The organism is Microbacterium sp. LWH7-1.2, from assembly GCF_038397755.1.
Lineage (GTDB): Bacteria > Actinomycetota > Actinomycetes > Actinomycetales > Microbacteriaceae > Microbacterium.
Window position 1 is genome coordinate 2,720,567 of sequence record NZ_CP151637.1, and the last position, 24,063, is coordinate 2,744,629.

A 24,063-nucleotide genomic window follows, 5' to 3' on the forward strand; every position below is an offset into this window, starting at 1 on the left:
TGGTACTCAGTTTCAGCCGCCACGGATGCTGTGAGCTGCGGCATCCGTCATCCGCAGAGTAGTGCCGGCGCCCGACGTCAGCCGAGGTAGTCGGGAGCGGGGTCGAGCGCGAAGAACTCCTCCAGGGAGGTCCAGCCACCCTCGTGGTAGGCCTTCGCGAGTTCGGGACCGATGTAGCGGAGGTGCCACGGCTCGGGGAGGTAGCCGGTCACGGGCGTCGCCCCGTCGGTGTAGCGGACGATCCACCCGTGCTCCCACGCGTGCTCGGCGACGAACTGGCCCTGCGGCGTCGCGGCGAGCTGGTCGAGTGTGCCGCACTCACCGGCGCACGCGACGACGTCGGCGCCGAGGCCGAGCTGATGCTCGCTGTATCCGGGTCGCGCGCTCACCTGGTCGGCGCGCTCGCCCTTCTCCGCGAAGTGGCGCCCGTACGTCGCCTGCTGGGTCTGGTACGAGCGGAACCCGCTCTCGAGCGCGATCTCGCCGACTCCGGCGTCGCGGGCGGCGGTGACGAGAGAGGCGAGAGCGGATGCTGCGTCCGACCGCAGTGCGCCGCCCTCGATGTTGCGCACGCCATCGGGGAGAACCAGCGCACTGGGGCGGTAGTCGATCGGGTTGGCCGGCCGGATCTTGTCCACGACGGTCCAGACGCGGGCGGAGTCGCCGAGGTCCACGCAGGGGGCACGCCCCTCCACGACCGCGGCGCGGAACGCCTCGCCGCCGCCGGCCGCGACGATCGCGGCCTCGTCGTCGCCGCGCTGCACGGCGGAAGCGACGTCCGGGAGGGTGCAGATGTCGGCAGCCGGCGGCGAAACCTCCACCTGAGGAACGGGAAGCAGCTCGATCCGGGCCGGCTCCGCCGTCAACGTCAGTGCGGAATCGGCGCCGGCAGCTCGCGGCTGCGTCGGGAGCATCATCGCGGTCATGGCGGCCGACCCCAGCAGGAGCGCGGCACCCGTTGCGAGCCCCGCCACGACCATCAGGCGCTTGGTCAGCCGGCGCGGCCGTGCGTGGCGGACGGGCTGAGCGCCCTCGTCGACGTCGAGCAGCTCGGCCGCGCGCGCCGCCCGGCGCTCGCTGACGACGGGCCGGGGCGAGCGGACGGCGCGTCGACGCCCGCGTACCCGCGCCTCGGGAATGCGGTGCGGTGTCGAGTCGGTCGGCTGCGGCGCAGCGCCGGTGGGGAGGAGCTCGAGCGGCAGGGCAGACGGCGCACCCGCCGAGAGGGAGCCGGGCACGAAGTCGTCACTGGGCAGTTCGAACGCCAGCACGCCATCGACGGCATCGGCGGCCGCGGCGGGCGAGGCGGCCGGGGCGGCTTCCCCCGCGCGGGCACGCCTCTCAGCCTCTTCGCGCATCGCTCGGGCGGCGCGACGAGTCTCGGGGGCGGCTCGGGGGGTAGCGAGCCGGCCAGGCTCCGTCACGTCTGCCATTCTGACCCGTGACGGCCGCTTTTGGCCAGGCGCGCAGCATCCGTCCCGTCGATGTTCTAGACACGGCCGCGTCAGCCTTGACTTAAGTTCGAAGCTTTGTTCTCATGGATGCATGAGGTGGCAGGGACAGGAACTGGGCGTGGCGGATGCCGCAGCCCTGCCCGGCCTCGAACAGCTCAACGGTCTGGTTCGTTCGGTGACGACCCCCGAGTTCGCCGGGGTGACGTTCCACGAGGTGCTCTGCAAGTCCGCCCTCAACCACGTGCCGAGCGCTTCGGCCATGCCCTTCGACTGGACCGTGAACCCCTACCGGGGCTGCAGCCATGCATGTGTCTACTGCTTAAGCCCCGACACTCAAGTACTGATGGCCGACGGCCGCAACAAGCGGATCGGCGACGTGCGCGCCGGCGACGAGGTCATCGGCACGCGGCGCGAGGGTAAGTACCGCCGGTACGCGCGTGCTACGGTGTCCGCCCAGTGGAGTACCCGCAAGCGCGCCTACCGCGTGTCGCTCGCCGACGGCACCGAGCTCGTCGCGAGCGGCGACCATCGGTTCCTCACGGAGCGCGGGTGGAAGCACGTGCAGCCGGCGCCGGCAGGCTCCCCCCAGCGCCCCTTCTTGACGACGAACAACAAACTGATCGGCTTCGGCACCGGCGGCGCGATGGCCGACACGACAGAAACCGACGCCTACCGGCAGGGCTATCTGTGCGGGATGATCCGCGGTGACGGGATGATGCTGAAGCGACCGTATCCGCGGTCGAACGGCAGGGGCACATTCGTAGCGCATCGGTTTCGTCTTGCTCTCGCAGATGCCGAGGCACTGGAGCGATCTCGTGAGTATCTTCGCGGCGCTGGCGTCATCACGACGCTTCGACAGTTCACACCCGCCACAGCCGAACGGCGGGAGATGGACGCGATCTTCACGTCCAAAGCAGCGGACTTCGATGAGATTAGTGCGGTTATCCAGTGGCCGGAGTTCCCGACGGCGGAGTGGTCGAGGGGCTTCCTTGCCGGGATCTTCGACGCCGAGGGCAGCTGCAGTCGTGGAGTCCTGCGGATCGCGAACGGGAACGACGAGATCCTTGCGACGATCGGGTTGTCACTCCGGATCCATGGATTCGCATTCGTACAGGAGCCTCCTCGCCCTAACGGGGTGAGCAACGTCCGCTTGCTTGGCGGACTTCCGGCACGACGAAGATTCTTCGAGCTCACTCAGCCCGCCATCACGCGCAAGCTGAACCTGATCGGCGATGCGGTGAAGTCGGACGCGCCACTTCGCGTCGTCTCGATCGACGACCTGGGAGAGACGATCGATATGGTCGACATCACGACGTCGACCGGAGACTTCATCGCGAACGGCGTCGTCAGTCACAACTGCTTCGCCCGCGGCACTCACGAGTACCTCGAGCTCGATGCGGGGCGGGATTTCGACACGCAGGTCGTGGTCAAGGTGAACGTGGCCGAGGTGCTCGAGAAGGAGCTGCGGCGGGGCGGCTGGCACCACGACCCGGTCATGCTCGGCACGAACACCGATCCGTATCAGCGCGCCGAGGGACGCTACAAGCTGATGCCGGGCATCGTGTCGGCGCTCACCGAGTCGGGCACACCGTTCTCGATCCTCACGAAGGGGACGCTGCTGCGGCGGGATCTGCCGCTCCTGACGGAAGCCGCCACACAGGTGCACGTGACGCTCGCGATGTCGATCGCGGTGTTCGACGACGAGCTGCAGCACCTCATCGAGCCCGGTACACCCAATGCCACTGCGCGTCTCGAGACGGTGCGCGCGGCGACCGAGGCAGGGTTCCGCGTCACGGTGTTCCTGATGCCGATCATCCCGCACCTGACCGACTCGATCTCGGCGATCGACCACGCGCTCAGCCGCATCAAGGCGGCCGGCGCGGTGCGGGTCGTGTACGGCGCGCTGCACCTGCGGCCAGGCGCGAAGCAGTGGTTCCTCGAGTGGCTCGCCGAGCGGCACCCCGAACTCGTGTCGTCGTACCGAGGGCTGTACCCCGGGGCGACGGCGTACGCCCCGAAGGCCTATCGCTCCTGGCTCGCGAAGCGGGTGCGTCCGCTGCTGCGCGTCCACGGTCTCGACGGACAGGCCGAAGAAGAGCATCCGCGCGGCGGCCCCGTCGCGGGTCTGGCCGACCGTGCGGATCCGCGCAGCGCGCCGCCGATCATCGTCACCTCGCGCGGACGAGCCTCGGCGACCTCGCTGCGGGCGGCATCCGCGCGGACGGCGCCCGGGGCCGAGGCATCCGCTCGGCTCTTCTGAGTACGCGGCGCTATGCGGCGACAGGCACCGCAGCGGACGCCTCCACCGTCGCCGGCGGCGTCGGCTCGGCGAGCTGGGCGCTCACGTGCGCGAGCACGGCGTCGAGCACGGCGTCGTCGGTGAGGATGCGGTTGTGCCCGAGGCCCTTCGTCGCGAGCAGCCGCGACGCCGGGTTCGCGGCGACGATCCGCCCGGCCTCGCCGAACGGCACGACGCGGTCGCCGTGGTCGTGGGTGACGAGGAGCGGCACCCCGGCCGGAAGCGGGCGCCGCACGGTCGAAAGCCAGGCGAAGGGGTCGGGCTCTCCGGGGAAGTACCGGGTCGCGAAGAGCTCACGCATGCTCGCCGCCACTGCGTCGGGATAGCCGAGCATGCCCTGGAACTGGCTCAGCAGCAGGTCGGCGTCGGCGGGTGCGGCGATGGTCACGACGCGCGCGGCGTCGATGCCACCGGCGACGCCGACGAGGGTCGCGAGGCCGCCGAACGAGTGGCCGACCATGGCGTCGAACGCGCCGTGGCGCTCCTGGAGAGCGGCGAAGACGCTGAGCCAGTCCACGAGATACGTGCGCCGGCCACCCGACGCGCCATGGGCGGGTGCGTCGAATGAGACGACGCGATACCCCTCGGCGACGAGCTCGCGCACGAGTACCGAGAACTGGCTCGCGCGGCCGGTCCAGCCGTGAGACAACACGGCCGTGCGTGGGCCGTCGCCCCACTCGTAGGTGTCGACGTCGACGCCGCGGCGGTCGATCCCGGGGATGCGAACCGCGCGCAGTCGAGCGCGCAGCATCGTGGGCTCATCGTCGGCGTGCACAGGTCGCGGCTTGTTGACGTATCCGAAGAGCGGCATGGCCACGGCGGCTCCCCACCGGGGCGAGAGGGCGGCCGCTGCGCGAACGGACGTGCCGGCGGCGGCGAGTGCGAGAGTCATGATGCTCCGATCAGAAGAATACGAACGATCGTACTTATGAACACGAACGATCGTACGGTATTCTGAAGGCGTGACACAAGCCCCCGTCGACCGGCGCCGCCTGCGAGGCGACGAGTCGCGTCGCGCCGTGCTCTCGCACGCGGTCGACACCGCGACGGTCGACGGCTTGGACGGGCTCACGATCGGGCGGTTGGCGGATGCCTCGGGGCACAGCAAGAGCGGCATCGCGACGCTCTTCGGCTCGAAGGAGCAGCTGCAGCTCGCCGTCGTGGCGGCTGCCCGGGAGGTCTTCATCGACCGCGTCGTGGCGCCTGCCCGCGCTCGCACGCCCCGCGGGCTCGTGCGCGTGTGCACGCTGCTGGGGGACTGGCTGGACTACTCGCGCGACCGCGTGTTCCGCGGCGGATGCTTCTTCGCCGCGACGTCCGTCGAATTCGACGCGAAGCCGGGCGTCGTCCGCGATGCGATCGTCGCCGCCTCGAGCGAATGGGAGGACTATCTCACCGTGAGCATCGAGTACGCGATGGCCGCCGGCGAGCTGCCTCTGCTCGATGACGCGCGGCAGCTCACCTTCGAGATGGTGTCGTTCCTCGAGGCGGCGAACACTCGATCCCTCCTCCACACGAGCGAAGAGCCGTACCGCCGCGCCGAGGTCGCGCTCCGCGCGCGCCTCACGTCGCTCGGCGGCGACCCCGAGCTCATCGCCTCGATCGCCGCGCCGGCCGCCTGACCCCCGGCTGCCGCACGCGGGGGCCCTGGTGCACGCTCCCCCGGTTGCGACACGATGTCTCAATGACCCGGTTCCTGGTGACGGCGATGCCCTTCACCGGGCATGTCACGCCATTGCGGGCAGTCGCGCAGGCGCTCGTCGCGCGCGGTCATGATGTGCGCTTCTACACCGGAGCGGCGTTCCGCCGAGGGGTCGAGGCATCCGGAGCCGTTCTCGTGCCGTGGAGCGAAGCCCCCGACTTCGACGAGAACGATCTGCGCGCGACGTTCCCGCGACTCGAGGGCCGCAAGGGCCTCCGGCAGGTCTTCCTGAACCTCGAAGACGTCATGATCAGCACCGCCCCGGCGCAGGTCGCCGATCTGCAGGCCGAGTGGGATCGCGAGCCCTGGGACGCGCTCGTCGCCGATGACACCTCCATCGGCGCGGCCCTCTTCGCCGACCGGTCCGGCTGTCCGCGGGCGACCGTCGCCGTGCTGCCGCTCCACCTCACGAGCCGGCAGGGGCCGCCGAGCGGCATGGGACTCACGCCGGGCCGCAATCCGCTCACGAAGACGCGGGATGCTGCGCTCCGAGGCATCGCGCCGCTCGCGATGCGGCCGCTGACCAAGCCGATCGTGCGGGCGCGGGTCGCGGTCGGCCTGCCGCCCGCCCCGCTGACGTTCGAGCAGACGGCGCTGTCGCCGGAGAAGATCCTCGCCACCGGGTCACCGTTGCTCGACTTCGCCCGCACCGACCGCCCCGCTCACCTCGACTTCGTCGGCATCCTCAGCGCGCCGCCCGCCGCACCGACCGACCTTCCGCAATGGTGGGGCGACCTCGACGGCCGCACCGTCGTGCACGTCACACAGGGCACGCAGAACATCGACCCGGCCGACCTCATCCGCCCCGCACTCGTCGCCCTCGCCGACCGGGATGTGCTCGTCGTCGTGTCGACGGGCGTGCGCGGCCGCGACGAGCTGCCGTTCCCCGTCCCGGCGAACGCGCGCATCGCAGGGTTGCTCCCCTATGACGAACTCCTCCCCCGCACCGACGTCGTCATCAGCAACGGCGGCTGGGGCGGCACGCTCGCCGCGCTCAGCCACGGCATCCCCCTCGTGATCGCCGGCGGCGACCTCGACAAGCCCGAGATCGCGGCGCGCGTCGCATGGGCCGGCGCGGGCGTCGACCTCCGCACCGGAACTCCGACGGCGACCCAGGTGGCGGCGGGCTTCGAGCGCGCCTCGACGGATCGGACGATGACGGATGCTGCCGCCCGCGTCGCCGCTGAGCTCAGGTCCTTCGGGGGAGCGCCGCGCGCCGCCGAGCTTCTCGAAGGGTTCGCGGCCCGGTCGGGGCGGTGAGCGACGTGACGTCAGCGGCCGGCGAGTTCCTCGAGCAGGTCGTCGCCGGGGCGCACGTCGTCGAACGGCGCCTCGATGTCGGCGCGCTCGAGCAGTTCGGCGAGGCGCTCCCGCCGCGCCCGCGTCACCAGCGTGACGACGGTTCCCGCCCGACCGGCGCGGCCCGTGCGACCGGACCGATGCAGGTACGTCTTGTACTCGTCGGGCGCGTCGGCCTGGACGACGAGATCGATGTCGTCGACGTGGATGCCGCGGGCCGCGACATCCGTCGCCACCAGCACGTCGATCCGACCCGACGTGAGCTTCTCGAGGTTGCGCGTGCGGCGCGCCTGGTCGAGATCGCCATGGAGGGCGAGCGCGCGGATGCCGACCTCGTCGAACTGCTCCGCCAGCATCTCGGCGAACGCCCGCGTGCGCGTGAACACCAGCGTCTTGCCCGAGCGGTCGACGAGCGAGCGCAGGATGTCGCGCTTGTCGCGGTGGTCGACGACGAGCACACGGTGATCGATCGTGCCGGTGTGCTGCGTCTCGCCCGCGACCTCGTACACCGCCGGCTCGCTGAGGAACTCGCCGACCAGCGACGACACCTCGCCGTCGAGCGTCGCGGAGAACAGCAGCCGCTGCGCGTCACGGGGCGTGCGGCGCATGATCCGCTGCACGGGTTCGAGGAAGCCCAGCTCGCACATGTGGTCGGCCTCGTCGAGCACGGCGATGCGCACCTGCGAGAGATCGAGCGCGCGGGACTCGACCAGGTCTTCGATGCGCCCCGGCGTGCCGATGACGATGTCGATGCCCTTCTTCAAGGCGCCGAGCTGCCGCGCCTTCGGCACACCGCCGTAGATCTGGGTCGTGAACAGGCCGACGCTGCGGGCGATCGGCTGGATCGTCGCGTCGATCTGCAGCGCGAGTTCGCGCGTCGGCGCGAGGATCAGCGCGCGCGGCGGCCGGCCGAACTCGCGCCTCTGCCCGGCCTGCGACCGCAGCACGCTCTCGACGAGCGGCGCGCCGAACGCGATGGTCTTGCCGGATCCGGTGCGTCCGCGCGCGAGCACATCGCGACCGTCCAGGATCGCGGGGATCGTCGCGGCCTGGATGGGGAACGGATGCTGCGCCCCGAGCTCCGCGATCGTCTTGACGATGTTCTGGCCGAGGCCGAGATGGGCGAAGGTCGCGCCTTCGACCTCGGCGGGCGCGACCGCGTCAGCCTCGAGCCGCTCGTGCACGACATCGCGGCGAACCGGCTCGTCCCGACGCGGAGCCGGATCCCGGCGCGGCTCGAAGTCCCGTCGCGCACTCGCATCCCGCCGCGGCGCAGCGCCCCGGCGATAAGCCGCGTCCCCGCGCGGTGTCTCCCCACGTCCGGCGTCCCGGCGGTCGTCGCGTTCGGGTCCCGGCCGCCCGCGGTCGTCGCGCGAGTGCGTGCGGATCGCCCGGGCCTCGTCCCGGCCCGCACGCTCCTGCTCGGTCCAGCGGCGCTTCGGGGCCGCAGCATCCGTGGATTCCGGGCGGTGCCCGCGGTGCCCGGCGCTGCGGCTGCCGGGCTTCCCCGTCGACGACTCGCCGGGCCGGCGCCTGCCGTCCTGGCCGTCACGACCTTGGCTCGCCGCGCGGTGCTTCGGGTTGTACCGGGGGTCGAAGTTCTTGGCCGCGCGACCGCCGCCCGGCTTCTTGTTCTTGGGCATCCGGCTCCTCCAGGTGCGGGTCAGCGGCACCCGCACGCCGCCCACGCGGCGCGGCGCGTGAACCGGCGTGTCCAGCGTACCGGGCGTCGTGCGTGCGCCACGGAGACCCCATATACCATCGACCAGCGCTTTCCCGGCTCTACGGGATACAGTTTCGGTAAGCGGTTCGCCGCTGAACTGGGGATTTACCGTCTTGGCCAGCGGACCCCGGACTGGGGGTCCTATGGGGGGATGTCCGGCTTCGGGGACGCCGTACAGAACCGATCGTGAGTCGAATGCCTCCCACGACCATTTCCGACGCTCCACCGGTCACCGTCTCGCCGTCGCGCGCGACGGCTGCCGTCAGCGCGTCCACGCGCACCCTCGTCGACCCCGAATTCGCCGTCGCCCGGGCGCTCTCGCGCGCCGCGACGAGCACCTCCGCCGACGCAGCTCGCCGTTCCTTAACGACGACCACCGCCGTCGCGGCCACCGCCACAGCCACCCCGGTCACGACCACCACCGTCGCGACGACTCCGTCCGAGCCCGCAGCCGCCGCGGCCGATCCCGCCTATGTCGCCCACCGCATCGGCCGGCTGGCCGTGCTGTCGCTCCCGGTGGGGGTGGCCGTCGCGATCCTCACCACGCAAGACGCGACGTGGTGGCAGCTCCATTTCTCGCAGCTCGGCACCCACACCGACTTCTCGGGCCGCGCGTTCAACAGCATCACGCTCTTCTCGGGCTTCCTCCTGGCAGTGTACGGCGTGCTGATCGCGGTGGCGCTGCCCAGCGGCATCCGTCGTCGTGCCTCCCGTGCGTTCCGCGGATCGATCGTCTCCTCCGGCCTGTCTCTCACGGGCGTCGGGCTCGTACCGATCCCGGTGAGCCCGGTGGGGCACGACCTCATCGCCACCGCGCTGGGTCTGTCATTCCTTTCGACGGTCGCGACGGGACTTGCGATTCCCGGTCGCAGCCGACGATTCCGCGGGACCACCGTGATCTGCGTCGCCCTGCTCGCCACGGGCATGGGCGTGCTCGCCGCCGGACTCATCACCCTCGCGCTCTTCGAGTTCGTCGCCTTCGTCACGATGGGCGTCTGGCTGCTGTCGCTGCCGCGCGCCCTCGCCTTCGCCCCGGGGCCCGCGCCCGCCCGGGTGAGCACCACCCTCCCGGCTTGCGCAGAATGGGTGGCATGGCAGAACCCGTGGCCCACCCCATCACCGTCGCGATCGAACGGCGCATCGACCCATCTCGCACCGTCGAAGCCACGAGCTGGATGCAAGCGGGCACCGATCTCGCCGCGGGCTTCGCGGGGTTCCTCGGCTCCGGCTGGGTACGCGCCGGCGAAGGCAGCGACCTCTGGTACATGCTCTACCGATTCCGCGACATCCCGACCCTGGAAGGCTGGGAGGACTCGCCGCAGCGGTCTTGGTGGCTCGACTCCGGCCGCGCCTTCGCGAGCGAAGTCAGGGTCGAGCGACGCACCGGCATCGAGGGGTGGTTCGACGCTCCGTTCGCCACTCACGTCGAGTCGCGGCATCCGGATCACGCGACTTCACCGGTCACCGGCCCGGTGCAGCAGCCCATCCCGGCTGCCCCGCCGCGCTGGAAGCAGGCCGTCACGATCTGGCTCGGCTTCTTCCCCACGAACCTCCTCGCGTCGTGGCTTCTCGGCTTCGTCCCGGGCTTCGCGGAGTGGCCGCTGATCGCGCGCGTGCTGCTCTCGACGGTGCTCCTCACCCCCGTCATGACGTATGCGGTGCTCCCGTGGGTGACGCGGATGCTGCGGCCCTGGCTCCAGCGCGGTGCTTGATGGACCGAATCTCCCTGCGCCGATCACCCTCGGGGTTCTCACGCGGTCGTACTCTGACCTCGTGAGCACTGTGAACACCCCCGCGCTGCCGGACGCCACTGCACCGACACCCGGTCGCCGGGCGGAGTCCGAGGCCGTATACGCCGCGTTCGCCGCCGGCATCCTCGGCGCGATCTACGGCCTGCTGGTGGGCATCTTCGCCCCCGATCTGCAGCTCGCCGGCGTCGCCGACTCGTTCTCGGTCTGGGCCGCGTGCGGCGCGGCGGTGGTCGCCGCCGTCGCATCGACGCTCGAGTATTGGCGCTCCCGCGACCGGCACGGCCAGGAATGGCGACAGTCGCTGCCGTCGTGGAAGTACATCGTCAACACGGTCTCGGTCGTCATCGTGCATACGGCGCTCGCGTTCGTCGCCGTCTACGCCCTGTACCGCGTGCTCGCGATGGGCTTCATCGGACTGCCCATCGTGACGTTCTGGTCGGTCGTGCTGATGTCGGTCACGCTCGGCCTCACGACCTGGTTCGTATACCTGTCGGTGTCGGCGATGACGACGCAGCGCATGTCGTCGCTGCTGCTCACGTTCATCGCGATCGGCACGCTCACCGCCATGGTCACGACCCCCGACCCGAAGTGGTGGACGATCCATTTCAGCCACCTCGGCACCTTCGAGGACGACCTCTCGAGCTGGGTCTTCAACGGCACCCTCATCGCCGCCGGCCTCCTGGTGACGACGTTCGCCGTCTATGTCGCCAACGACATGCGCGAGCTCACCGCGGCGGGCATCCTCGAGAACCCCCGTGCGGTGCGGACGGTCCCGGTGCTCTTCGTCGTCATGGGCATCATGCTCGCGTGCGTCGGCATCTTTCCGGTCGACGTGAACATGCCGGCTCACAACCTGTCGGCCTCGGGCATGGCCGTGATGTACCTGGTGCTGCTCATCGGCGGGCCTCGGTTCTTCCGCGGCATGCCGCGCACCTACTTCGTCGCGTCGTGGGCGTTCCTCGCCGCCATGGTGGCGTCGGTGATCCTCTTCATCCCCGTGGTCGGCTACTTCTCGCTCACGGCGTTCGAGATCATCGTCTTCGCGCTGATCTTCGGCTGGATCGCGGTGTTCATCCGGTTCCTCGGCGTCGCCGGACGCAAGGACTGAAGGAGGCGGGGTCCCAGCCGCGACCCGCCGCAGCCGTCATCACCCGTCGGTCGTGCTGTCGAGATAGACGCCGATGCGGTCGCCGTCGAACACGAACTGCAGGGCGCTGTCGGGCGGGAAGCGGTCGCGCAGCTGCTGCGGGACCGCGCTGTCGACGGCGAACTGCACGGTGGCCGGGAACGCCCCCACCCGGCAACCTGTGTAGAAAAGGCCCGACATGGACCAGCCGTCCGTCTCGGTTCCGGTCTCGGGGATCTGCTCGGTCGGCACCACGCTGAAGCAGTCGGTGCCGACACCGCCGTAGCCTCCGGCGGTCTCGAACAGCGTCACGCCGTAGTACTCGAACGCGAGCGAGCTCGGTCCGGCACCCATGAACCCATCAGGGAGCACGACGAACGGATCCGGCTCGAGGGTGTCGATCTGCGGTGCGCCGCTGGAGGCAGAGACCGGCGAGATCGAGATCAGCGAGGAGGTGAGACCGGCCGCGAGCGCGGCCGCCGCCAGCACCGAGAGCACCCACAGCGCCCAGGTCTGGCTCGACACCCGACGAGTCCTGCGCGGTCGAACGGCCTCGGGCTCGCTCCCTTCGGGGGGCGTCAGGAGCGCGACCTCGTCCTCGTCGGACGGCGGCGGCACCGGCACGGCATCGAGGGCCGGCGCGGGCTCGGCGAGCGCAGGCGGGGCAGAGGGCACCACCACCTCGGCGTCCGGCGTGCCGCGGCGGGCCTCGAGCTCGTGGAGCCGCTGCAGCGCCGCAGGGTCCTGGTCGATGTCGGCGGAGGGGCCATAGGCACGAGCTCGCAGCGTGCGCAGCTCGTCGAGGGTCGCAGCATCCATCTCGTGCATCGTCTCACGCCTCGGGCCGCGGGCTGGATCACGGGTCCGCATCCGGACTAGGGTCGTCCTCGAGCGATCGCACACCCACCTGCGGAGGAATCCGATGCTGAGCCACGTCGCCGAGGACGTTCTCACCCACGAGAGCGACTTCATCCAGACCCAGGCCACCGTGGTGCTGGGGCAGGGGGGCGTGCTCCTCGTCGACCCCGGCATCACCCGCGCCGAGATGGCCAACCTCGCGAACGACCTCCGCGAACTCGGCCGGCCGGTCGTCACGGCGTTCTCGACGCACCCCGACTGGGACCACGTGCTCTGGCACCCGAGCCTCGGCGGCGCCCCCCGCTACGGGACGGCCCGGGGCGCAGCATCCGTCACCGAACTGCTGTCGATGCCGGACTGGAAGGAGCAGGTCGCCGAGGGGCTGCCGCCGGAGTACGCCGACGACATCCCCATGGAACTGCTCGGTCTCATCACCGGCCTGCCCGAGGGGACCACGCACCTCCCCTGGGACGGCCCCGGCGTCCGGATCCTCGAGCACCGCGCGCACGCGCCGGGGCACGCCGCGCTCCTCGTCGAGGGAAGCGGAGTCCTCGTCGCGGGTGACATGCTGTCCGACATCCTGATGCCGTTCCTCGACCTCCAGGCCGACGACCCGATCGGCGACTACCTCGCCGCGCTCGACCTCTTCGACAGCGTGGCCGACGAAGTGGCTGCGGTCATCCCCGGCCACGGCTCCGTCGGCGGTGCCGACGAGGTACGCCCGCGCATCGCCCAGGACCGCGCCTACGTCGAGGCCCTCAGAGACGGCCGCACTCCCGACGACCCGCGCATCGGCCCCTCCGCTGCGCTCGACTGGCTCGTGGACGTGCACGACTGGCAGGCGCGGTCCCTCGCCGAGCGCGGCTGACGTCGCTCAGTCGGCGGGCGGTCGCACGAAGACGTCGACCGTGTCGCCGCGGAAGTGGAAGCGGACGAGGCTCCCTTCGGGAAGCCACTCCCCGAACCCGTCGCCTCCTGCCGGCTCCACGCTCAGCGACAGGGAGACGTCCCTGTCCTGCGGACCGCAGGTGAGGGCGAATCTGCCGCCGCCTCGCACATCCCACACCACGTAGCAGACGCGTCCGGCGGCATTCTCGACAGACCACACCCCCACGTCGTGGTACGTCTCGAACTGGCGGAGCGTGGAGGCGACCGGCCCCCTCCCCTGGGCGCTCAGCACGTCGATGATCGCGCTGTCCGCGTCGGGTTCCGTCTCGCGCAGCGTCGCGTCGGGGTGCGGGAAGAGGAACCAGATCGTGGCGGCGACGGCTGCCGCCACGATCCCCATCGCTCCCGTCAAAAGCCACGCGCGCCATCTGCTGCCGTGAGAGACGGCCTGCCGGACTTCGGCCGTCGACTCGGTCGCGACGGCCGGGGGGACGGATGCCGCGGCGCCGAGGTGCGCGGCTTCGAGCTCGATCAGCCGCGCCACCGCGGCAGGATCGGCGGAGATGTCCGCCTCAGGCCCGTAGGCGCGAGCGCGCAACGCGCTCAGCTCGCGTTCGTCGTCGGTCGCGCGCGAGGGTCCTTCCGTGAGCTCGGGCGACTCGGGGTCGGAGTCCGGTGCGGAGAGCCATCCGTCCACAGCCTCAACGTACGCCCCAAGGACGCCGCAATGGGTGGACAATCAAGCCATGGCACGCGGCGCGTGGTCGCAAGGAGCACGCCTCGAAGCTGCCGCGGTGCGGGTCGAGAGACAGCTGCACCGTGACGGGGTGATCGAAGCGCGACGGTTCGCCGTGCGCACCGAAGCGCGGGCGATCGTCGTCGCCGCGCTCGCGTTCGGCGTCGGCCTCGCGGGTGGGGCCCTGGGGTTCTGGGGCCGTGCGGCGCCTGTGTGGGAAGGGGCCTCGGTCGGTGCGGCCGGCATCGTGGTCGCAGCATCCGTCACCCTCGCCGCGGCGTCGGTGAGCTATCGGCTCGCCGCCCGCGACCCGCGGCAGGCATGGTTGAAGGGCGTCACACACTCGCGGCGACGGTGGATGACCGCGGCGCTGGCTATCTCGCTCGCGGCGGTGTTCGCCATGGTGCAGTGGGTGCTGTTCCACGCCGCGTCGCTGATCTGGCCCGGCGCCGCGGTCGACACGATGACGGCGACCATGATCGTCGCCGTGGTCGCCGGCGCGTGCGGCTACACCGCCTTCACGCTTGCCGCACATGTCACCGCGACCCGGCTCGTGCTGCTGCTGTTCGCCGTCGTGGCCACCGGGTTCACGGTGAGTGTCGCGACGACACAGGACGACGAGTGGTACCGACTCAACTTCAGCGAGCTCGGCGGCCGCGGCGGAGTCACCTCCGCGGTCTTCAACGCGACGCTGATCCTGGCGGGCGGGGTGACGGCACTTCTCGCGATGTACCTGCTGACGAGTCTGGAGGCGTGGGCGCGCACCGAGTCCCGCGTCACGCGAACGAGGGCGCTCATCGTCTACTTCGTGTTCCTCATGCTCTCGGGGTGCTTCATCGGCGCCGCGCTCGTACCGGTCACCTTCAGCCAGCTGGGCCACAACATCTTCGCCATCGGGATGGCCATCGTCTTCGGGGGCTTCCTCCTCGGTCTTCGCTGGGTGCTGCCGTGCCTGCGCTGGCCGATCATCGCGCTCGCCCTCGCGGTGGCGGCGGGCATCTTCTTCTCGGCGAGCCTGTTCTGGATCGGGTACTACACCCTGGCCACCCACGAGATGGTGTGCGCGGGCCTCGTGGTCGGGTGGCTGCTGCTGTTCACGCGCACGCTCGCGGCGGCCGAGCGAGCCGACGCGGCGGCCGCAGAGACGGATGCTGCCGCCTAGCGCCGCCGGCGGCGACCCGCGCGAGTCTGCCTGAGGGGCGAAGATCTCGCTGGACAGGCTGACGCCGGAACCGGCAGACGGTTCGCAACCGGCGACGAGGCGACACCCTTCCCGAGACGTTCACGATCGCGAATTGAAGCGAATCAGCGGTCGGTAGCGTGGGTGGCATGACTCGCGTGTGGCTATCCCATCCGCTCGTCGGTGACCGGTCACCCGAGATGGCGCCACGCTCCTTCGCCGGCGGCGGAACAACGGGTGCTGGGCACCAGCGCTTCGGCCGTCGCCAGCTCTCCGGCGATCAATTTCTCCCTTCACGGTGTCACCTCCGACTCAGCGCGTGCCCACAGCGCCAGCACCAGATCCGCCGAGGCGGCCGGGGCTTCGAGCGGTGTGAGGTAGGCGGAGTCGGGGACGACGGCGAGCTCGCCTCGAGCGAGCCGCGCGACCGCCGCGCGGGCTTGGTCCGGTGTGAACCCGTGATGATCGGCGCCCGTGACGACGAGAGTCGGCTGGGTGATCCTGCCGAGAAGCCCACTCGCGTCAGGACGGCGCATGGAGATCGACACGACCGCGTTGCGCAGCATCCGCTTGTCGGCTCGCCGCAGGCAATCGTGCACGAGGGCGACGGCATCCGGGTCGTGATCGATGGTGTGGGGCGACAGCAGCACCTCGGTCGTGCCGTCGACGATCATCCTGGACGGGCCGGCCAGTCGGTAGAGGACCAGCAGCAGCCGGGTCCGCCGCCGTTCGGCGGGGCTCAGCGCGGCGATCGGCGTTCCCAATGCGACCAGGCTCCGGCAACGCTGCGGCCACTCCGCGGCGAAGATCAGCCCGACGTGCCCTCCCCAGGCGTTGCCGACCCAGTCCACCGGCTCGACCACTCCCCGTGCATCGAGCACTTCGGCCGCCGCCGCCGCGCATTCGTCGAGGGTGTACCGGCGCCCCGGATCTCCGCTCGCACCGTGCCCGGGCCCGGTGACGACAACCAGTCGCCGCCGGTCGGCGAGGGGCCGCAGCATCCGTTCCCATGATCGCTCGTCGACGAAGAGGCTGTGCCACAACAGCGCGGTGGCGCTCGGGCCGCCGGTGTCCGTCACGCGGAGCCGGCCCACCCGCGTGTCGATCAGGTGTTCAGGCATGACGACCTCCCCCACGGTGATCGGGCCGGAGCTCCCGCAGCGCCGCGACGGCGACGAGGATCAGCGGGAGCTGGCCGGCGGTGTAGACGACGTGGACGAGGTAGTGGTCGATCGTCTGCTCGGGGACGAAGGGCAGCACGGGCAGTGGCAGCACCGTGATGATGCCGCCGACGAGCATGTTGACAAGGCCCCACCCCAGGACCACGCTCCACGCCAGGCGGGACGACGGCCATCGCCAGCAGGCGAGCAGGAGCGCGAGGTCGAAGGCGAGGGGGCCCGTGTTCTCGATCGAAACCGGTGTGAGCGGCAGTTCCCATTGGTTGTGGAGGAGCATCGAGGCCCATGACACAGCGAGCGCCGCAGCGAGCAAGGTGAATCTGCGGCGGTCGCGAACCTGTGGATTCTCGGTCGTCTCTCGTGGGTCTTCGGGTCGCATGGCGCGCCTCCCTTGACGTGTTCTGCGCCGCAGATTACGCTGAATGCTATATTCAGTCAATAGGTCGTTCAGCAAATTTGGAGCGTCCGTCGTGAACCCTGGGAGACCATGTCGCCTCGTCGCTACTCGATGTCGGTGCGGGCCGAGCAGGCCGCTCGAACGAGGGAACGGATCCTTGCCGCCGCCCTCGCGTGCTACCGGGACAAGGGCATCTCAGCGACCAGCCTTCAGGCCGTCGCGCGACGCGCGGGAGTCTCCCCGGCGACGATCCTGAATCATTTCGGATCAGCCGAGGCGCTCGCCGACGCCGTCATCGAGGAGCTGTCGTCGACGCTCCAGGTGCCCGATGACAGCGGCTGGCCCGACGAAGAGCCGTCCGCGCGCGTGCGGCGCCTGGTCTCCGAGATGTTCGAGTTCTACGAGCGCAGCCGCCCCTGGTTCGACGTCTTCCGCGCCGAACTCGGCGAGGCGCCGGCCCTCCGCCAGGGTGAGGACGCGTACTGGCGCACCATCGGCGAGGTCTACGCGCGCACCTTCGGGGCGGCGCTGGCTGACGACCGGTCGCGCGCCGCCGTCTTCGGCCTCACCAGTCCGGCCACGTTCGTCGCACTGCGCGACGCAGGGATGGCCGTGACGGATGCTGCGGACCTCATCGCCGACGCGCTCAACCGGGTGGCCGCGGCCTGACCTGGCACGTTCGCAGGCCATTCAGTATCGGAACGTTCCCTCTGCGTCGAACCCGGCCACGTCTCTCCGCGGTCTTGCGGGGTCGCGTCGCGGACAGGCCACGCGAGAAGCGAGAGGGGCGGCAGCGTGCCGTCCCTCTCGCTTGTGCTCGTCGGTGTGCTCAGTCCTCGCCGAGTCCGGCGGCGGAGACGGGTTCTTGGCCTTCGGCTTCGAGCTGCTCGTTGAGCAGGCGCAGGTCGAACAGGCCGTCGATGGAGCCGTCCTTCTGGGTGCCGGCCTGGATGCCGTTCTCCACCAGGGTCTCGAAGGTGTCGGCGTGCGGGTCGACCGAGAAGCTCACGTGCTCCAACGCCCGGGTGATGACGGCGTCCGCGAGCGGCTTGCCGGTCTCCTTCTCGATCGCGCCGTTGATCACCGCCGGCGCCTGGTCGGGGTTGTCCGCGATCCACTGCACCGCGGCCTCGTGACCTTTCAGCAGGTCGGCGACCACGTCGGGGTGCTCGTCGAGGAACTCGGCGCGCACCAGCAGCACGGTGGTCGGGAACTGCCCGTCCTCCCACAGCTCGGCCTCGTCCTGCAGCACATGCGCGCCGGCGTCCACGATCAGCCGCGACACCCACGGCTCGGGCAGCCACGCACCGTCCAGCTGCCCGTCCTGGAACAGCGTCAGCGTCTGCGCGTTCTCGGTCGGCGTGAGCTGCACATCCCCACCCCCGGACGTGTCGGTCTGGAACCCCTCATCGGCCAGCCACACCCGCGCCGCGACGTCCTGCGTGTTACCCAGCTGCGGCGTCGCGATCGTGGTGCCCGCCAGGTCCGCCGCCTCGTCGATGCCGTCGCGCACCACCAGCGCCGCCCCACCGGTCGCCGCGCCCGCGACGATCCGGGCGGACTGCCCGCCGGACTGGATGAACGTGTTGATCGACGGGTTCGGGCCGATATAGGTCGCGTCGATCGCGCCCGCCGACAGCGCCTCGATCGCCGCCGGGCCCGCGTTGAACACCTGCGTGGTCACCTCCACGTCCCCCAGCGCGTCGGCGAACAGACCCTCCTCCAGCCCCACCAGCGCCGGCGCGTGGGTGACGTTCGCGAAGTACCCCAGCCGCACCTCGCCCACCGACGGGCTTTCGCCCCCGGCTGACGACTCGCTCGGGGATGCTGCCGCGGAGGCGCAGCCGGCCATCATCGCTGCCACGAGTCCCAGGGTTGTGAGTGCTGTCGCGGTGCGGATCTTGTTCACGGTGTCGCCTCCTTCAGGTCGGGTATTGCTCAGTCGTGAGAGTGCGCGCAGGATGCCCTGTCCCGCACGATCCCGGCGACGATCCAGCCACCGGGCGGGGACCCTGCCGGGCCCATCGGCGAGCGTAGAAGCGCCGGAGCCGCCGATCCATCCGGCCGTCAAACCCGGTCACCGAACGTCATCATCGGACACCCGAGTTGCGTTCGGAGTTGTGCAGACCCACCCACCACGGGACCGGCCGCGGCGGAACCTGCCTCGGCGTTGCGAACCGACCGCGTTCAGCGCCTCGTCTCGTACCGGGTGAGGAGGACGCCGCCGGGAAGCGTTCGCGTCTCCACCAGACTGAGCTTCACCCAGTCGTCCAGCGTGCTGAAGAACGGGTTCCCGCCGCCGACGACCACCGGATGCGTGATGATCTCGTACTCGTCGACCAGCCCGGCCCGCATGGCCGCGCGGCCGAGCGCTGCACCACCGACCCTCAGCCGACCGCCCTCCTCCGCCTTCAGCCGGGCGATCTCCGCGACCGCATCGTCTGTGAAGAGGCGAGCGTTCCCGTCGACCTTGTCGATCGTCGACGAGAAGACCACCTTCGGCGTCTCCCGCCAGTTCTTCGCGAACGCGATCTGCGCGGGTGTGGCGCCGGGCTGCTGGTCGCCGGTCGGCCAGTAGCCGCTCATGATCTCCCACAGCTTGCGCCCGTACAGGAATCGATCGATCGCGAGCTCCTCCTCGAGCCACCACTGGAACAGCTCGTCGCTCGGCTCACTCCAGCTGAGGTCGTCGCCGGGCGCGGCGACGTAGCCGTCCACGCTCAGGTTCATGCCGTAGACCAGTCTTCCCACCGCGCCACACCCTTCTGTCGGTCGGCGTCGGCCGACGGCAGCCGTTCACCGTCGAGCAAACTCGTCGCGAGTCTTTCGCGCCACCCAGTGCGCCGAGCGGAGCGCTCCCGTCAGGCTCGGCGGTAGGTTCCGACGACGGGGCAATCGAAGGGATCGCGCGCGGCCAGGCCCACGCGGTTGAGGTAGGCGACGACGATGCCATACGAGCGCCAGAGGGTCGTCTCGGTGTACGGCACGCCGAGAGCGCGGCACTGGTCGATCACGATGTCGCGTGCCCGCGCCAGATGAGGGCGGGGCATGTTGGGGAAGAGGTGGTGCTCGATCTGGTAGTTGAGCCCGCCCATGAGCAGGGCCGCCCACCAGCCACCGCTGATGTTCCGGGAGGTGTACACCTGCTTGCTGAAGAAGTCGAGCCTCGCGTCCTCGGCGATGATCGCCATGCCCTTGTGGTTCGGCGCGAACGACGCACCCATGTACACGCCGAACACCGCCAACTGCACGCCGAGGAACGCGAACGCCATCCCGAGCGGGAGGAAGACGAAGATCGGGGTGAGGTAGAGCGCGAAGCGCGCCGTGATGAGCGCGAGCTCGATCCAGCGGTCCTTGACGCCTTCGCGCGAGAACAGGTGCCGGAACGCGTGCCCGTGCAGGTTCAGGCCTTCGAGCGTGAGCAGAGGGAAGAACAGCCACCCCTGCTTGCGTGTCACCAGAGCGCGCCATCGGCCTGCAGACGCGGCATCCGTCTCGATGAATGAGATCGTGTCGATCTCGATGTCGGGGTCCTTGCCCACCCGGTTGGGGTTCGCGTGGTGGCGGTTGTGCTTGTTGTTCCACCAGGAGAGGCTGATGCCCACGATGCCGGCGGCGAGGATGCGGGCGAGCCGGTCGTTCGCGGGACCGGAGGCCAGGATCTGCTTGTGCGCCGCCTCGTGCGCGAGGAACGCGACCTGCGTGAACAGGATTCCGAGGGCACCGGCCATCAGCAGCTGGTACCAGGTCTGGCCGAGCAGGACGAAGCCGGTGACCACACCGCCGAAGCCCAGGAGGAGGCCGACCCCGACGAGGGCGTAGAACCACTCGGCACGACGGAGCAGACCGGTCTCGCGGACGACCTGCGACACCTCGGTGTATGCCCGGGTCATGTGCGGGAACTCGGCCGTGCCGGCGTACGTCTGACGGATGGGACCGAGCCGGGACTCGAGAGCGGTGGAGGAGATGATGCACCAGTTCCGATGGGGACCGTTCGGCCGTTGAGAAGCCAGAGGCGGTTGCCCATCGCTGCTCTCAGGCTACGGGGGTCCACATGAGCCGCAAGGAATACCTCCCCATTCCCGGGTGACCCCCAGGTGAACAGCAGCGCCCGCCCAGGCCGAAGCCGGGACGGGCGCTGTGTACGCGGGAGCGTCAGAGCGGACGGATGTTCGCCGCCTGCATGCCCTTGGGGCCCTGCTCGGCGTCGAATTCGACCTTCTGGTCCTCGCGCAGCTCCTTGAAACCGCTGCCTGCGATCGCGCTGAAGTGTGCGAAGAGATCGGCCGAGCCGTCATCGGGTGCGATGAAGCCAAAGCCCTTCTCGGAGTTGAACCATTTCACGGTGCCAGTGGCCATCGTGTCTTTCCTATTCTTCGGGCCGCCGGAGCGACCGGGGGTGCCGCGCCGACGAATGCGGTGCGGACGTACGGGGACCGGTGCCGGTGTCGACAACGGGGAGGGAACGGATGCTGCGACCGCCGTGCGCGCGTGATCCGGCGTCGCGTGGAGCCCGAGGTCTTCACCGCGGGGTCCGTGCGCGCGGAAACCGCGCGGCGTCGCGTCGATGAAGCCGGCGTATTCGGCGGCGCGCGTCGCGACGTGGACGTCGTCGTCGGCCTGTCGCCAGGCGAGCGCCGGTGGAGCGGAGTGCATGTTCGTGTGTTTCGTTCGTCGGGCGCGAAGCCATGAGAGCTTTCGCGGCGGGCGGCGTGCAGAAGCCGCGGGAAGGATGGGGCGCTCAGACCTGCGTCTCTACGATGAGGCAGAGAGGTGAACGCGCGGTTCCCTAAAGGGAACGTGTCAGTGTAGCACGGGCGTCTGCGATCACCGAAAGCGGGGTAGCCGAGCGGGCGTGCGAGGGATACGGTCGCGTTGTCGTCCGAATCCGGTGGAAAGAGGCGGTGTCGCCATCTCCCAGACAAGTAGCGCACGAACGCTGCCCACTCCGCGCAGGGTGCAAGGCACGTATTACACGCTCATGCTCGGCAACACGCTCGCCGCGTCGCTCATCTGGGGCGTCAACACGCTGTTCCTCCTCGACGCCGGGCTCTCCAACCTGGAGGCCTTCGCGGCGAACGCCTTCTTCAGCGCCGGGATGCTGATCTTCGAGATCCCCACCGGCGTGGTGGCCGACACGGTGGGGCGTCGCGCGTCGTATCTGCTCGGCACGGTGACGCTGGCGGTGACCACGATCCTGTATTGGATGCTGTGGGTCTGGCAATCGCCGTTCTGGGCGTGGGCGGTCGTCTCGGTGCTGCTCGGTCTCGGCTTCACGTTCTTCTCCGGGGCCGTCGATGCGTGGCTCGTCGACGCACTGAAGGCGACCTCCAATCAGGGCAGCCTCGAGACCGTCTTCGGTCGCGCGCAGATCGTGGGCGGGGTCGCGATGCTGTCGGGATCGGTGCTCGGCGGCGTCGTCGCTCAGGTGACGAACCTCGGCGTGCCGTTCCTGCTGCGGGGCGCGATCCTGCTGCTGATGTTCATCGTCGCCGCACTGCTGATGCGGGACCTGGGCTTCGCGCCCGACCGGAGCGAGAGCCCGTTGCGCGCGACGCGCACCGTCTTGCGGGCGTCCATCCGCTATGGCCTCGGTGATCCGCCGGTGCGCTGGCTGATGCTCGCGAGCCCGTTCACCGCGGGTGTCGGGTTCTACGTCTTCTATGCACTGCAGCCGTACCTGCTGGAGCTGTGGGGCGACGAGGAGGCGTACACGGTCGCCGGCCTCGCGGCCGCACTGGTGTCGGGCACCGCGATTCTCGGCGGCGCCCTCGCACCCTGGGTGCGCAAGCTCTTCCGCCGGCGCACGTCGACGATCCTGCTGGCGACGGTCACCAGCGCGCTGGTGCTGGTGGGGATCGGACTGGTGCGCAACTTCTGGGTCGCCGTGGTGCTCGTGGCGCTCTGGGGCGTAGCCTCGGCCATCGATGACCCGGTGCATCGTGCGTACCTCAACGACATGATCCCGTCGAAGCAGCGCGCGACCGTGCTCTCCTTCGACTCGCTCATGGGTTCGAGCGGCGGCGTCGTCATCCAACCCGCGCTGGGCCGGGTGGCCGATGTCGGCGGCTACGGTGCCTCGATGGTGTGGAGCGGCGTGATCGCGGCGATCGCCGTTCCCTTCGTCCTGTTGAGCCGAGGGCAGAACGCGCCCGCCGACACCGCCCGCGAGGTCACCTCTCAGACGCCCCAGTGATCCAGCACCGCGGCACAGAAGTCGTCGTTCGTGCCGGTCGACCCGAAGATCTGCTCCTCATCGATCACGTCGCCGGTCGCGACGTCGATGGTGAACCGCAGCCGGACCTGTCCGTCGTTCTTCGCGATGACCTTGCCGTCGCTGCCGATGGTCCGACCGCCGCCCGTGAGCAGCGCGGTCACGGTCAGCGTCCCGTCGCCGTTGTCGATGATCTTGTGATCCTTCGAGAGGGTATTGGGCTGGATGTCGGTGACGGTCATCCCGTTGTAGGTGAACGTCCGGACTTCGGTGATCTTCTCGTGGAACCAGAGCAGCTCCCCGTCGCCGCGAGTCATGATGAAGCCCGAGCCGGTCAGGTCATACGTGAACGATGGCTGCAGCCCCACACCGCAGAAGTCGTCGGCGACGCCGCTTTCCGAGGCGTCGAGACTGTAGCGCTCGATGACGGCGGCATTCGCTGGGGCAGCGGCCGCGATGATGAGTCCTCCGGCGAGGAGTGCGGCGAGGGGGCTGAGGTTCTTGAACATGATGGTGCCCTTCGGGTGAGCGGACATGCGAACGGATGGTGTGTCCCCGAACAGTCACGCCCAGTTCCCCGGAGAGGACCGGCTGCGATGACGACCTCCTTGCGGCAGACGCTACACCGCCGGTGCGCGCGCCGACAGGCCACCGCGCACTCCGTGCTCTCTCACCACTCGCGCGAGTCACCCGAGTTGTCGTGGTCCAAGCCCAGGAAGCCCGGCACGCCGTGGCGGTGGTGCGTCCTTCCTCCGTCGACAGGGGCGGTTTCGTGCCCAGCCAGCTGGTGGATCCACGGTGGCTGGTGGTCCATCGTCAGGGAACCCGCGCCGGTCGTGAAGTACGCGGCGACGGGAGGGCTCGCGACGAACGCTGCGGCCAACACGCCCCTGCTGCGTATACGCACCAGCGCGTCGCGCGCCATCAGACCGCGCATGAGCAGGGCGAACGCGCCGGGATCGACGGACGCTGCCTCCTTCGGCGCGTCCGGAAGCTCCGCGTACAACTGGCCGACGATCTCCTCGCGCTGCGCCACCGAAAGGTGGGAGAAGGCGGCGAAGTACGCCTTGTCGGCGACGCTCGCCGGCACGTTTCCCAGGACGTACGCGTAACGGTCGATCTGCTCGTCGGAGGTGAGCGCCCGCTGAGCATGCCGCTTCTTCACGGTCCCCTCCCGCCTCGATGAGCGCCAGAATACGCTCACCGACCCCGGCCGTCGATGGGCCGATCGCGGCCCGGGACCGCCGTTTCCGGCGTG

22 protein-coding genes are annotated in these 24,063 nt (G+C 70.0%); 9 read left to right on the forward strand and 13 right to left on the reverse strand.

Annotation, left to right across the window (positions count from 1 at the left end; translation table 11 throughout):
* Window positions 1-77: 77 nt before the first annotated feature.
* Window positions 78-1,424 (reverse strand): M15 family metallopeptidase, encoded by a 1,347-nt coding sequence (locus MRBLWH7_RS12555; protein ID WP_341994949.1) that lies wholly within the window; start codon window positions 1,422-1,424, stop codon window positions 78-80.
* A gap of 121 nt (window positions 1,425-1,545) precedes the next feature.
* On the opposite strand from MRBLWH7_RS12555, the gene MRBLWH7_RS12560 reads away from it, so the two are divergent.
* Complete coding sequence (locus MRBLWH7_RS12560; RefSeq protein WP_341994951.1) at window positions 1,546-3,714, forward strand: intein-containing Rv2578c family radical SAM protein; 2,169 nt, start codon at window positions 1,546-1,548, stop codon at window positions 3,712-3,714.
* Between the two features lie 10 nt (window positions 3,715-3,724).
* On the opposite strand, the gene MRBLWH7_RS12565 is transcribed toward MRBLWH7_RS12560, so the two are convergent.
* Window positions 3,725-4,645, reverse strand: coding sequence for an alpha/beta hydrolase (locus MRBLWH7_RS12565; RefSeq protein WP_341994953.1), 921 nt, complete (start codon window positions 4,643-4,645; stop codon window positions 3,725-3,727).
* Between the two features lie 70 nt (window positions 4,646-4,715).
* Here MRBLWH7_RS12565 and MRBLWH7_RS12570 point away from each other — a divergent pair, with 70 nt between their 5' ends.
* Window positions 4,716-5,375, forward strand: coding sequence for a TetR/AcrR family transcriptional regulator (locus MRBLWH7_RS12570; protein WP_341994955.1), 660 nt, complete (start codon window positions 4,716-4,718; stop codon window positions 5,373-5,375).
* A gap of 62 nt (window positions 5,376-5,437) precedes the next feature.
* Entirely contained in the window at window positions 5,438-6,715 is a 1,278-nt protein-coding gene (locus MRBLWH7_RS12575; RefSeq protein ID WP_341994957.1) for a nucleotide disphospho-sugar-binding domain-containing protein, read from the forward strand.
* 11 nt (window positions 6,716-6,726) lie between these two features.
* On the opposite strand, the gene MRBLWH7_RS12580 is transcribed toward MRBLWH7_RS12575, so the two are convergent.
* Window positions 6,727-8,397, reverse strand: a complete 1,671-nt coding sequence (locus MRBLWH7_RS12580; RefSeq protein ID WP_341994959.1) for a DEAD/DEAH box helicase — start codon at window positions 8,395-8,397, stop codon at window positions 6,727-6,729.
* 1,171 nt (window positions 8,398-9,568) lie between these two features.
* Between MRBLWH7_RS12580 and MRBLWH7_RS12585 the strand changes: the two genes are divergently transcribed.
* On the forward strand, window positions 9,569-10,189 hold the full coding sequence (locus MRBLWH7_RS12585; protein WP_341994961.1) for an antibiotic biosynthesis monooxygenase: 621 nt from the start codon (window positions 9,569-9,571) through the stop codon (window positions 10,187-10,189).
* A 61-nt stretch (window positions 10,190-10,250) separates the two neighbouring features.
* On the forward strand, window positions 10,251-11,336 hold the full coding sequence (locus MRBLWH7_RS12590) for a DUF998 domain-containing protein (RefSeq protein ID WP_341994963.1): 1,086 nt from the start codon (window positions 10,251-10,253) through the stop codon (window positions 11,334-11,336).
* 39 nt (window positions 11,337-11,375) lie between these two features.
* Here the strand turns inward: MRBLWH7_RS12590 and MRBLWH7_RS12595 are convergent, their stop codons facing one another.
* On the reverse strand, window positions 11,376-12,182 hold the full coding sequence (locus MRBLWH7_RS12595) for a hypothetical protein (RefSeq protein WP_341994965.1): 807 nt from the start codon (window positions 12,180-12,182) through the stop codon (window positions 11,376-11,378).
* A gap of 94 nt (window positions 12,183-12,276) precedes the next feature.
* On the opposite strand from MRBLWH7_RS12595, the gene MRBLWH7_RS12600 reads away from it, so the two are divergent.
* On the forward strand, window positions 12,277-13,080 hold the full coding sequence (locus MRBLWH7_RS12600; RefSeq protein WP_341994967.1) for an MBL fold metallo-hydrolase: 804 nt from the start codon (window positions 12,277-12,279) through the stop codon (window positions 13,078-13,080).
* Between the two features lie 6 nt (window positions 13,081-13,086).
* Here MRBLWH7_RS12600 and MRBLWH7_RS12605 read toward each other — a convergent pair whose 3' ends face one another.
* Window positions 13,087-13,797: a hypothetical protein gene (locus MRBLWH7_RS12605; protein WP_341994969.1), complete on the reverse strand. Its 711-nt coding sequence runs from the start codon at window positions 13,795-13,797 to the stop codon at window positions 13,087-13,089.
* A 49-nt stretch (window positions 13,798-13,846) separates the two neighbouring features.
* On the opposite strand from MRBLWH7_RS12605, the gene MRBLWH7_RS12610 reads away from it, so the two are divergent.
* Window positions 13,847-14,998 carry a hypothetical protein gene (locus MRBLWH7_RS12610; protein WP_341994971.1) on the forward strand — a complete coding sequence of 384 codons (1,152 nt, stop codon included), beginning with the start codon at window positions 13,847-13,849 and terminating at the stop codon, window positions 14,996-14,998.
* Window positions 14,999-15,309: 311 nt separating this feature from the next.
* Here the strand turns inward: MRBLWH7_RS12610 and MRBLWH7_RS12615 are convergent, their stop codons facing one another.
* Together MRBLWH7_RS12615 and MRBLWH7_RS12620 are read right to left on the reverse strand one after the other, a co-directional pair.
* A complete protein-coding gene (locus MRBLWH7_RS12615; protein ID WP_341994973.1) occupies window positions 15,310-16,137 on the reverse strand; it encodes an alpha/beta hydrolase in 828 nt (275 codons plus the stop codon).
* Window positions 16,130-16,471, reverse strand: coding sequence for a hypothetical protein (locus MRBLWH7_RS12620; RefSeq protein ID WP_341994975.1), 342 nt, complete (start codon window positions 16,469-16,471; stop codon window positions 16,130-16,132). The genes MRBLWH7_RS12615 and MRBLWH7_RS12620 overlap by 8 nt, the downstream gene beginning before the upstream one ends.
* Window positions 16,472-16,681: 210 nt before the next feature.
* Between MRBLWH7_RS12620 and MRBLWH7_RS12625 the strand changes: the two genes are divergently transcribed.
* The gene (locus MRBLWH7_RS12625) at window positions 16,682-17,260 is read left to right on the forward strand and encodes a TetR/AcrR family transcriptional regulator (RefSeq protein ID WP_341994976.1); all 579 of its coding nucleotides are present in this window, start codon (window positions 16,682-16,684) and stop codon (window positions 17,258-17,260) included.
* A gap of 160 nt (window positions 17,261-17,420) precedes the next feature.
* Here MRBLWH7_RS12625 and MRBLWH7_RS12630 read toward each other — a convergent pair whose 3' ends face one another.
* The 4 genes from MRBLWH7_RS12630 to MRBLWH7_RS12645 form a co-directional block, all read right to left on the reverse strand.
* Window positions 17,421-18,500 (reverse strand): ABC transporter substrate-binding protein, encoded by a 1,080-nt coding sequence (locus tag MRBLWH7_RS12630; RefSeq protein ID WP_341994978.1) that lies wholly within the window; start codon window positions 18,498-18,500, stop codon window positions 17,421-17,423.
* A gap of 278 nt (window positions 18,501-18,778) precedes the next feature.
* On the reverse strand, window positions 18,779-19,342 hold the full coding sequence (locus MRBLWH7_RS12635; RefSeq protein WP_341994980.1) for a dihydrofolate reductase family protein: 564 nt from the start codon (window positions 19,340-19,342) through the stop codon (window positions 18,779-18,781).
* Between the two features lie 110 nt (window positions 19,343-19,452).
* Window positions 19,453-20,562: an acyl-CoA desaturase gene (locus MRBLWH7_RS12640; protein WP_342002038.1), complete on the reverse strand. Its 1,110-nt coding sequence runs from the start codon at window positions 20,560-20,562 to the stop codon at window positions 19,453-19,455.
* Window positions 20,563-20,746: 184 nt separating this feature from the next.
* Window positions 20,747-20,950 carry a cold-shock protein gene (locus tag MRBLWH7_RS12645; RefSeq protein WP_045296627.1) on the reverse strand — a complete coding sequence of 68 codons (204 nt, stop codon included), beginning with the start codon at window positions 20,948-20,950 and terminating at the stop codon, window positions 20,747-20,749.
* Between the two features lie 622 nt (window positions 20,951-21,572).
* Here MRBLWH7_RS12645 and MRBLWH7_RS12650 point away from each other — a divergent pair.
* Complete coding sequence (locus MRBLWH7_RS12650; protein WP_342002041.1) at window positions 21,573-22,787, forward strand: MFS transporter; 1,215 nt, start codon at window positions 21,573-21,575, stop codon at window positions 22,785-22,787.
* On the opposite strand, the gene MRBLWH7_RS12655 is transcribed toward MRBLWH7_RS12650, so the two are convergent.
* Window positions 22,772-23,341, reverse strand: coding sequence for a hypothetical protein (locus MRBLWH7_RS12655; RefSeq protein WP_341994982.1), 570 nt, complete (start codon window positions 23,339-23,341; stop codon window positions 22,772-22,774). The genes MRBLWH7_RS12650 and MRBLWH7_RS12655 overlap by 16 nt on opposite strands.
* Before the next feature lie 134 nt (window positions 23,342-23,475).
* Window positions 23,476-23,970 carry a hypothetical protein gene (locus tag MRBLWH7_RS12660; protein ID WP_341994984.1) on the reverse strand — a complete coding sequence of 165 codons (495 nt, stop codon included), beginning with the start codon at window positions 23,968-23,970 and terminating at the stop codon, window positions 23,476-23,478.
* Window positions 23,971-24,063: the final 93 nt, after the last annotated feature.

Coding starts and splice junctions, on each gene's coding strand:
- MRBLWH7_RS12615 (WP_341994973.1), bottom strand. CDS start 16,137: ATGCCTGAACACCTGATCGACACGCGGGTGGGCCGGCTCCGCGTGACG.
- MRBLWH7_RS12625 (WP_341994976.1), top strand. CDS start 16,682: ATGTCGCCTCGTCGCTACTCGATGTCGGTGCGGGCCGAGCAGGCCGCT.
- MRBLWH7_RS12610 (WP_341994971.1), top strand. CDS start 13,847: ATGGCACGCGGCGCGTGGTCGCAAGGAGCACGCCTCGAAGCTGCCGCG.
- MRBLWH7_RS12595 (WP_341994965.1), bottom strand. CDS start 12,182: ATGCACGAGATGGATGCTGCGACCCTCGACGAGCTGCGCACGCTGCGA.
- MRBLWH7_RS12580 (WP_341994959.1), bottom strand. CDS start 8,397: ATGCCCAAGAACAAGAAGCCGGGCGGCGGTCGCGCGGCCAAGAACTTC.
- MRBLWH7_RS12575 (WP_341994957.1), top strand. CDS start 5,438: ATGACCCGGTTCCTGGTGACGGCGATGCCCTTCACCGGGCATGTCACG.
- MRBLWH7_RS12620 (WP_341994975.1), bottom strand. CDS start 16,471: ATGCTCCTCCACAACCAATGGGAACTGCCGCTCACACCGGTTTCGATC.
- MRBLWH7_RS12600 (WP_341994967.1), top strand. CDS start 12,277: ATGCTGAGCCACGTCGCCGAGGACGTTCTCACCCACGAGAGCGACTTC.
- MRBLWH7_RS12565 (WP_341994953.1), bottom strand. CDS start 4,645: ATGACTCTCGCACTCGCCGCCGCCGGCACGTCCGTTCGCGCAGCGGCC.
- MRBLWH7_RS12650 (WP_342002041.1), top strand. CDS start 21,573: ATGCTCGGCAACACGCTCGCCGCGTCGCTCATCTGGGGCGTCAACACG.
- MRBLWH7_RS12655 (WP_341994982.1), bottom strand. CDS start 23,341: ATGTCCGCTCACCCGAAGGGCACCATCATGTTCAAGAACCTCAGCCCC.
- MRBLWH7_RS12645 (WP_045296627.1), bottom strand. CDS start 20,950: ATGGCCACTGGCACCGTGAAATGGTTCAACTCCGAGAAGGGCTTTGGC.
- MRBLWH7_RS12585 (WP_341994961.1), top strand. CDS start 9,569: ATGGCAGAACCCGTGGCCCACCCCATCACCGTCGCGATCGAACGGCGC.
- MRBLWH7_RS12560 (WP_341994951.1), top strand. CDS start 1,546: ATGAGGTGGCAGGGACAGGAACTGGGCGTGGCGGATGCCGCAGCCCTG.